Genomic DNA, 8,794 nt, shown 5'->3' with positions numbered 1-8,794 from the left:
CCACTCTTCCGGGATGTTTCGATAAAAGGCATCAAAGGATTCAGGGTGGGGAAACTCAGCTGCTATTTGCAGCTCTTTGGTGAACTCGGACACAAAAGAATCGGACTTGAAAATACTCAAGTCCGATTGTCTTCATCCCTGCCTATGGCTGAAAGCTCTTAAGCGAGTGGCATTATTCAATGAGCGGTTTTTTTGTACCCGGTGAGCTCTGGTGCTTAAAGCGTTAGATGATTATGCTTCCTCCAGAGAGCCCATGGCGGTGATATTGAAGCCACCATCGACATAAGTGATTTCACCTGTCATGCCACTGGCCAGGTCAGAGCACAGGAACGCAGCTACGTTACCCACTTCCAACTGGGTAACATTGCGCTTCATAGGGGCGCGGTCGGCATTATAACTCAGCATCTTTCGGAAGCTTCCAATGCCGCTGGCGGCCAGTGTGCGGATAGGGCCGGCAGAAATACCATTAACACGAATGCCTTCCGAACCAAGGCTGGTGGCCAGATACCGAACACTGGCTTCCAGGCTGGCTTTGGCCAGGCCCATAACGTTGTAGTTAGGCATAGTGCGCTCAGCACCAAGGTAAGACAGTGTTAGTAGTGAGCCATTGCGACCTTGCATCATTTCACGGCCAGCTTTAGCCAGGGCAATAAAACTGTAAGAGCTGATGTCGTGGGCAATCTTAAAGCCTTCACGGGTGGTAGCGCTGGTGAAATCACCAGACAATTGGTCGCCAGGAGCAAAGCCAACAGCGTGAACGATAATGTCCAGACCATCCCAGCGTTTGCCCAGTTCAGTGAATACGGCTTCGATCTGTGCGTCGTCAGCTACATCACAAGGGAAGCAGAGATCTTCAGAGGAGCCCCAGCCTGCAGCGAATTTTTCAACACGCCCCTGGAGTTTTTCATTCTGGTAGGTAAAAGCCAGTTCGGCACCTTCCCGGTGCATGGCTTCGGCAATGCCATGAGCAATAGACAGCTTGCTGGCTACGCCCACAATCAATACACGTTTTCCCTTGAGAAAAGACATGTGGTCTTCCTTTGGCTTTGTGGCTTTAAAAATGAATTGTTCCAGTATAGAGAAACCGAACATCTCTTTCGATAACGGCTTATAGTGAATATGTAAGGAAATGTTGAACGGGGTTGCTATGCCGGGAAATTCACGCATTCCTTCGGGAGCTATTCATACTCATACCAGTATTCCGCAGGAGTCGGCCGGGTTGGAGTCTTCCGCAGAATCTACCCGTAAGCTTGACGATGTTGATCGTAAGCTTGCCGACTCCTCCAATCCAGAATGGGAAAGGCACATCACTTTGCAGGGTATTCCTGTGGTTCCTGTTCCTATACTTCCCGATCTGAGTCTTGTCCGAATGCCAGAGGAAGAGAATGTCAAACCTCGTAAACGCAAGGCCTCTGCCATACAGATACTGACCCGGTATTGGGATAACCGGGCACCTATGCATCATTTTGGGCAGGAAGCTGATTGGCTTTATAAACGATTGAGCAGTGGTCAGCATAAGACCCGTTTGGTTATGCCTGAAGGAATTCGCCCCAAGGGCAAGCGCCGGTCATTAACAAGCACTCCCACTTGGGAGGGGATTGTTGAAACCTGGCTTGGGATGGAAGCTTCTGACCGGGCGAGCACACTAGAAAAAACAATGAAACATGTAACTTTGCCGGAGAATGACACTAGGCTTGGGTTGCGGGGGCAAAGTGGCGTTCTGGCTGCTAGTGATATTGATGAATTTACTGTGCTTGGGCCGTATCTGGGGAAATACTGTCATGGTCAGGACTTGCAGGTAGAGCAGGGTATCCATGGGCATAACGTTGGTCGCTACGCAGTGGATTGCTCCATGGATACCTTACGCCTTGATCTGTGTGGTTATGGTTATGGCAATGTTACTGTGTGCATTAATGCCAATACCACCTACCGCCCCGGTGAGCCGGTGTTTCAGGATAATGCTTTCTTTACCATGGTGATCTATCGGGGCTGGCCTTATATTTATGTTGTTAGCAAGCAGCGCATCAATAAGGGAGAAGAGATTCTAGTGGATTATGGCCGATTCTACTGGTTAGGTTATTAACCCGTTCTTAATTTCAGTGCACCCGGTTCCTCTTTTCTGAAGTTAATCTATGCTTGCTGCTTTCCTTTGTTGAGTGCGTTTATGAAAGGGCTTGAGCGGTTTTTCTCAGAATTTACCCAGTACTGTAGAGATCGTGATACCAGCAGAATCATGAATCTTAATGTTGATGGGGATATTAGTGGTTGGGGTCTATTTGAAGAAGATATTTACACTAGCCGTGATACTCTTCATGCAGCATCAGATGAACGAAATCGCGTTGTTAAGACAGCTGAAGTAATTCAGCATCCGGTTCTTGTATTTGGGGATGATCTTACCTGCTGTCTGGTGACAGAGATGGATTTAACTCAGCACTTGTATACCGGTGGAACCAGGGAAGTAAAAGGTATTCGGACAAGCTGGTTTCTGGAATGGGTGGATGATGATTGGAAAATACGCCATGGCCATACCAGTTTCCCTGTCTCTTCGGCTGATATCGTTCAAAGGCCACTCTCTCGTCTGGAGCGCTACGGTTCAGAAAGCACAGAAGTTGATGCTGTTTGTAGTTGGTTGAAAAAGCGTACAGAGGCTATTCGCTCTGAAGATGTTGAGGGTATTCTCTCTCAGATAACGGACGATCAGGGGAGTCTGTTTTTTGGTGTTTGCAAAGGAGAGGAGGCTCGGTCTGTTGATGAGTGCAGGGATTGGTACAAAAAAATGTTCAATGAATTTTCTCTTGATACTGAATATGTAACACCAATTGTCTTTCTTTCCAGTGAATATGCCTGCCTGTCATGTCACGGTACAACAATAGCCACACATAAAGAAACAGGAAAAACTCATACCCTTCAACCAGTGCGGTCGACATTCTTTCTGCAGAATGTGAAGGGAGAATGGTTATGTCGGCATGGTCATTACTCTCTGCCTCTGCTACCAGAAAGCATTTGATTGCGTACTTATTTAAGTTTGAACTCAGGCGTTAGTGTGTGGCGCCTGAGTTTGGCCCAGCACCGTTAAAGGATCAATGCTGCAATCAGGGCGGCAACTCCCGTTGCCACACCTGTCAGACCAATAATTTGGGATTGCAGTACTTTCTTGCTGAACGTTTGCTCAAGTTCTTTGCGGAGAGTTTGTGTTAATGCGGTCTCCCGATCTGCTAATGCGGTTTTGAGTTCATCGGTAAGCTGGTTCTTGAGAACGCCTTCAACCTTGGTGGTCATCTGGCTAATGAACTCCTCATCAGTATCCTGCTGAGACAGTTCGTGCCTGACAGAGTGCTTCACCTTTTCGTCGATCAGTGTTTCGAAAGAGGTTTGCAGTTGCTTTTGAACGTCTGCAAAGCGTTCTTCATTTATCTGAATCTGTTCATTTTGGTGCTCTTCAAACAGTGTGCCGATCTGTTGTTGTAGCTGAGCATCTATGGTACTGCCTAGTCGGTCGGTTTGGGCCTGAATATGTTGCTGGAGACTCTCTTTTGTTAGGTCTTTTAATTCTGACAACAGTGCAGGGCGTTGTTGTTCAAAGTATTGATCCAGGGTTTGTTGAATGCGGTCGTCGTCGCTGCTGGAAGTTTCAAGAGCTTTATTTTCTGTCACGATATCTATTGTTTCAGAAAGCTCTGTCAAGATTCTGATCAGGGTCTCTTCTGGTGCTGGTTTCGGTAAAATAGCAATAGCACCATTTATTTTCGCTTCATCTTCGTAGGCGGCGCCTTCACGGGATGTGCACATCACTACGGGGATGGTGCTGGTTAAAGGGTTTGACTTAATAGCCTTGGTGGCTTCAAACCCGTCCATGCCCGGCATCAGGTGATCCATAAAAATGACATCGGGCTTTTGGGTTTCAAGAATATTGAGCGCTGCACCGGCAGATTCTGCAAAACTCGCCTCAATTCCCTGTTTTTCCAGCATTTTCTTTAGGGAATAACGGGCAGATTTGGAATCGTCAACAACTAGTGCCTGAGATATTGCAGTCATAATGTGGCTAATCATTATTGTTTTGGTTATATAACCTTATACCATTAACATTTATTCAAATAAACAACACTGGCCGTAAACTGCTACAAGATTCAATTATTCAAACAGCAAGCATGATTGAACTAAGGGGCGTTCTCAATTAAGCATACGCCTCAGTGGTGCTGAAATACGCAGCGTATGGCGTCTTTCAGCGCCACCCGAAGGGCATTGCTGAGTTCGATGCCTAATTGAGAGTTGTTGCTATGACGCAGCGACTGGCAATGAGGTTAGTCTTCCTGACAATAAAGAACGCAATCATTTAATTCTGGTCAAACCGATCACACAGGAAGTGGATAAAGGTTATGATCAGTCGTACACCCCCCGGTTCACCGAGAGCCCAGCAGCTTTCTGATTTACAGGAAGCTCCGCAGCCAGAGTCTTCTCGGGTACATATTGCTGAACCTACTCTGACTTTAACAAGAAGACTGCGTACCAGAAAGTCTGGTTGCCACATTGAATCACCCATGAAACCTGCCTCTAAACGACGCAGGGTAAGAGTTTCGACAGGTGGCGGTACGGTTACTGTGCGTCACAGCAAAATAGAAGTGCCGGGTGGAGTCGGGCTTGGATTATTTGCCCGATCCAAACCAGGGGAGACAATTGCTTTCAAAAAGGGTGAAACAATCCTGGAATCCCGGGGTTGCATTGCTCTGAGAACTCGGTTGGTTGACCAAAAAGAAGTGCAATGGCTTTATCATAATGGCAACATTTGTGGCCTCTCTGCCAGCCCTCACACCCTTTGGTCTGATAAATTTGTTGAGGTTGAGGATAATTCGGAAAATCCCCCCCTAAAAAGAAAGCTCGAACTTGGGTGTCGACCGGATGATCTTTTGCTGTATGCAAATGACTCGGTAACAGCAAGTAACAGTAATGTAAAAAATGATGCGGTCTACAATCAGCACATTCTTGATCGTAAATCCTGCCAACTCGACTCGACTCAATTTCCGCTCCATTTCCGTCTTACTGCAAAGCGGGCTATAAAAGATCAGGAAGAATGTTTGTGGTATTACCAGAGAGGAATGAGCGATTACTCAGAGCCTTTTATAAAACCTTTTTCGATAGAAGAACATGCGGCAATGGTGAAAGCTTGTACAGTTGCGTTATTTAATGACGCTCCACCTGAACAGGCTTTGAAAATCACTCTGGACCAGCAAACATTCGATGCTGACCGTTGGCGTGATGAAATGAAAGTTTGCCTGCCGGACTGCCCGGCAACAGAAGAAGAGCTTGCTTTTATTCATAGTTTGAATAGTAAGGACAATAGGTTGATCAGTGAAACCATTAAACAGGCAGCGTCAGATGAACATGCGCTATCTGCCTATTGTAAATTCCGTATCAATAAATCTGTTAATGAACGGGATAAACAAGAGCTATCGCGCCTCCTTAGTCAGGTTGCCTTCAAATTTAAAAATTACAATGTTTCTATCGGTGGTCAGGAAGTGACTCCAACCGTTTTGGTGGGTTTCTGCATTCAGATAGGGGTGATTGATCCTGAGAAGGCATTCTGTTCTCTACCATGGGGTTGGTTCCATAAAGAGATGGCTGCAGAGCAGGTACGACCAGAAGCCGTCGCGCTACTGAAAAGGCGTTTGATCAGCAACTTAATTGAACCGGGCTTTAACTGGGATAATCTCTCAGGGCAACTTGTACAGCATCAAATAGGTAACCCTCTGAACGATTTCAAAGCCAGCTGGAACCTGATGGATGTGCTGACACTCACTTGTCATCCGGGAAATTTCATGCGGGACAGCACTGAGATTGCCGAGTGTATCCGTAACTATGAGCAGACGGAGGGGTTAGACAATCGTCTGTCTGCACAGGTCTATCACCTGGCTCGAACCGGTAATGAGCAAGCTATAGTAGCAATTGTAAGGAAGCGAATGGTTTCTGGTCGAGTCAATGTTGAGAATATGGCTGAGTATTTATTGGCAGTAGGCATTCTTATATCAGTGAATTCCCGTATGGTGCCGTCAACGCCGGAGAACCTTAGGGAATTTTGTATGGCAAAGCTGACAAAAGAAGAAAGGTTATCTACCAGAAAATACATTTTGATGACGAGTGATGAAATCCTCAACTTGCTCAGTGCGCCAAAAGAGACTTTCAAAACTTCTTTTGGTCAGCAGGTACAACGGCAGGCTGGTAAACTGGGAAATTCCCCTGAAGGCCGAACTTTTGGGTTGTGGGCGTTAGACTTAATTGGCAAAACAACAGAGGGTAAAAATGCGATCGACTTTGTACATAAAACGCAGTTGATGAATGAAAAAGTTTGCTTTCTTAGGGAAAAAGTTACCTCCAATAATATTCATCAGGTATTTAATCTGCCTGAACATCAGGGGTGGTTCGGTAGACTTTTCTCACCTGCTGGTTGTTCTGTTGAAGCCAGGCCAAAGCGAGGCAGGAAGAGAGTCGGAGCTGGAAATGGCGCTGGAAATGGAGCTGGAAATGGAGCTGGAAATGGAGCTGGAAATGGAGCTGGAAGTAAGAAAGCAAGGGTGACGCCAGATAGTAGACTGACAACAAGCGATGAACTATCAGAAAGTGAGTGGGTTCAGGGGCTTACAAATAAGACTATTCCAACGGCTAACCTGGGGAAATATTTTTTACCATTGATTCGATCTTTAACAGGAGAGGAGAGGAAGGCGTGCCTGAGGTTGTATGTCAGAATTAATCTTTCCTATCGCCCCGCGGAAATGACTTCAAAACAAAAGCCTTTGAAAGGCATGCTTGAAAACTTCAGAGACAACAAAGATCTTAAGGGGTTACCCACTAGTCTGGAAGCGGTTCGTGACTTTATTCAAAACGAAGACTCTTCTTGGAAAGATAGGCAGTGGGCGCGATGGGCTGAATATTTACCCATAAGAAGGAAAAGTGCGATAAGCCTTTAATTTCAGCAACTCATTTTTCCGCAACGTAAAATTATGCATTTTCGAGTAAATGCCGGAAGTTCATGAGAGTCGTGCGATCAGGAATCGGTCTATCCAGCGACAATCCCGAAAACAGACGTATGGACGCGATTTCATACAAGGCATCTTTCATGCTTTCATCGCTGAGGCTGTACCTTTGCTTACGGGTGGCTTTTAACTCATTTGGTGCTTTCAACAAAACAGTGTTTCGTCAGCAGAGTGATTGAACTCTGTCTATCTTCCCCGCTCTAACAGTATTTGTTTTGAGGGGGTTGTATGGTTTATCCAGTTTTTAAGGTACTGCAAAAATGGGGACTGGTCTTTACGGTTGTGTTCTCAGCATTGTTTTCTACCGGTTGTTTCAGCCTGACAGGTTCTAACGAAGCAGCTTCTGCAAGTGGCTCTGACAAGCAAGCTGGTGTGGTTATGACTGAACGGAATAATGTGCAAACGAAAAATAATGTACAAACGAAAAATGTAGCAGACAGGGCTGACCGCGCTGCTGGCGCAGTTGCAGGGTTGTTAGTGGGCGAAGCGCTAGGACTGGGCACCCACTGGTATTACGATATGGCGGCACTCCACAAAGAGCATGGAACCTGGGTGGATAATTATGTTGATCCCAAGCCTGATGGGGATCATATGTTCGCCAAGGTCAGCAAGTATCGCTACGATCAGGGGTTGCGGGCTGGCGATGTTTCCCAAAGCGGTCAAATTTATATTCTGCTGCTGGAAAGCATGATCAGCGAAGGGCGCTTCAACGCCACCGATTTTTTTCGTCGACTGGATGATTTGTTTGAAACCCTTGATGGGGAATCTTACTCGGGTCGTTATACCGAAAGCCTATACCGTACTCTTCTGAAAAAGCGCCGGGATGGTCTCTCCTGGCAAAGTGCGGGTATGGCCACCAGTCAGGACACTTCCGATGGTGCTCAGCTCATTGTTTTACTTGCTGCGCTTTATGCTGATCCTGAAGTATTTGCCCGGGAGGCAGATCAATTTCTGAAAGTGATGTTCAGTGACTCCTTCACTCGTGGGAATCAAGTCGCTTATGGCTTGGTAGTGCAGGGTTTGATTAATGGTGTGGCTGTGCAGGACATCAACACCTACATGCGAGGTTTGACCAAGAACAAAGAAATTTATCGCATTGTTGGAGGTTACGATCGCTTCTTAACGCCAGGTTATGGTGAAGTTGCCCAGCATCAGGATTTGGTAACAATTAAAGAACCAAAGTACATCAGCCATGTATTCGGTATGGACTGCCAGTTTATGCATCTTGCGCCTGCGGCTTATTACCTTCTTTATCGCTTCCCCCGTGATTATGAAATGGCAACGCTTTCAGCCAGTAATGGCGGTGGTAATAATATGGCCAGAGCTGCATTAACCGGGGCGATGTCGGGCGCGGTCAATGGTTTAAATGGAATTCCCAAACGTTTTCTTGAAGGTTTGGCGGATGGTGAGGCCATCATCAGCAAAGCTCGTAAGCTAGGGGATATGGTGAACTGATTTCCTAGCTCGCTAAAAAGCCATACAATACAAAGACGTATGTTTAAAAATCACGGATGCGGCGGGCAGAGTGAAGAAAGGGAAGAGTTCTGATTCAGGTAAAAGCTCAGTAAAGCGTTCCGGAAAAGCTGTTGCACAGGATGCCGGAGATGCTCAGAACTGGCTGTCCCTTCGTGTGCGTGAAGGGCTGATGCTGGCTTTTCTGGTGCTGGGTCTTTACCTGTTAATGTCGTTAGTCAGCTATTCGCCAGATGACCCCGGTTGGACCCGCATTGGCCCTGTTGGTGATGTGCAGAATATGGGGGGGCGTGCCG

At 46.6% G+C, this 8,794-nt stretch carries 7 protein-coding genes and 1 pseudogene; 5 read left to right on the top strand and 3 right to left on the bottom strand.

The features are described from left to right. Positions 1-231: 231 nt before the first annotated feature. Positions 232-1,029 (bottom strand): enoyl-ACP reductase FabI, encoded by a 798-nt coding sequence (fabI, locus tag QMA35_RS20005; RefSeq protein WP_281648916.1) that lies wholly within the window; start codon positions 1,027-1,029, stop codon positions 232-234. 118 nt (positions 1,030-1,147) lie between these two features. On the opposite strand from fabI, the gene QMA35_RS20000 reads away from it, so the two are divergent. Then, positions 1,148-2,083 (top strand): SET domain-containing protein, encoded by a 936-nt coding sequence (locus QMA35_RS20000; RefSeq protein ID WP_281648915.1) that lies wholly within the window; start codon positions 1,148-1,150, stop codon positions 2,081-2,083. Between the two features lie 81 nt (positions 2,084-2,164). Next, entirely contained in the window at positions 2,165-3,007 is an 843-nt protein-coding gene (locus tag QMA35_RS19995; protein ID WP_281648914.1) for a nuclear transport factor 2 family protein, read from the top strand. A 65-nt stretch (positions 3,008-3,072) separates the two neighbouring features. Here QMA35_RS19995 and QMA35_RS19990 read toward each other — a convergent pair whose 3' ends face one another. After that, positions 3,073-4,035, bottom strand: coding sequence for a response regulator (locus QMA35_RS19990; protein WP_281648913.1), 963 nt, complete (start codon positions 4,033-4,035; stop codon positions 3,073-3,075). A gap of 341 nt (positions 4,036-4,376) precedes the next feature. On the opposite strand from QMA35_RS19990, the gene QMA35_RS19985 reads away from it, so the two are divergent. Then, positions 4,377-6,959, top strand: coding sequence for a hypothetical protein (locus QMA35_RS19985; protein ID WP_281648912.1), 2,583 nt, complete (start codon positions 4,377-4,379; stop codon positions 6,957-6,959). Positions 6,960-6,999: 40 nt separating this feature from the next. Here the strand turns inward: QMA35_RS19985 and QMA35_RS19980 are convergent. Next, positions 7,000-7,140: pseudogene (locus QMA35_RS19980) on the bottom strand (transposase); the annotation flags it as partial. A gap of 113 nt (positions 7,141-7,253) precedes the next feature. On the opposite strand from QMA35_RS19980, the gene QMA35_RS19975 reads away from it, so the two are divergent. Together QMA35_RS19975 and QMA35_RS19970 are read left to right on the top strand one after the other, a co-directional pair. After that, positions 7,254-8,480: an ADP-ribosylglycohydrolase family protein gene (locus QMA35_RS19975; protein ID WP_281648911.1), complete on the top strand. Its 1,227-nt coding sequence runs from the start codon at positions 7,254-7,256 to the stop codon at positions 8,478-8,480. A gap of 70 nt (positions 8,481-8,550) precedes the next feature. Beyond that, positions 8,551-8,794: DNA translocase FtsK 4TM domain-containing protein (locus QMA35_RS19970; RefSeq protein WP_281648910.1), on the top strand; the 244-nt coding region annotated here is incomplete at its 3' end.

The sequence above is a fragment of the Parendozoicomonas sp. Alg238-R29 genome (assembly GCF_947331445.1).
Lineage (GTDB): Bacteria > Pseudomonadota > Gammaproteobacteria > Pseudomonadales > Endozoicomonadaceae > Sansalvadorimonas.
This window is presented reverse-complemented; position numbering and strand designations above follow the sequence as displayed.

What these genes read in the sequence shown, in the direction of transcription:
- fabI (WP_281648916.1), bottom strand. Translation starts at nt 1,029, where the DNA reads ATGTCTTTTCTCAAGGGAAAACGTGTATTGATTGTGGGCGTAGCCAGC.
- QMA35_RS20000 (WP_281648915.1), top strand. Translation starts at nt 1,148, where the DNA reads ATGCCGGGAAATTCACGCATTCCTTCGGGAGCTATTCATACTCATACC.
- QMA35_RS19995 (WP_281648914.1), top strand. Translation starts at nt 2,165, where the DNA reads ATGAAAGGGCTTGAGCGGTTTTTCTCAGAATTTACCCAGTACTGTAGA.
- QMA35_RS19990 (WP_281648913.1), bottom strand. Translation starts at nt 4,035, where the DNA reads ATGACTGCAATATCTCAGGCACTAGTTGTTGACGATTCCAAATCTGCC.
- QMA35_RS19985 (WP_281648912.1), top strand. Translation starts at nt 4,377, where the DNA reads ATGATCAGTCGTACACCCCCCGGTTCACCGAGAGCCCAGCAGCTTTCT.
- QMA35_RS19975 (WP_281648911.1), top strand. Translation starts at nt 7,254, where the DNA reads ATGGTTTATCCAGTTTTTAAGGTACTGCAAAAATGGGGACTGGTCTTT.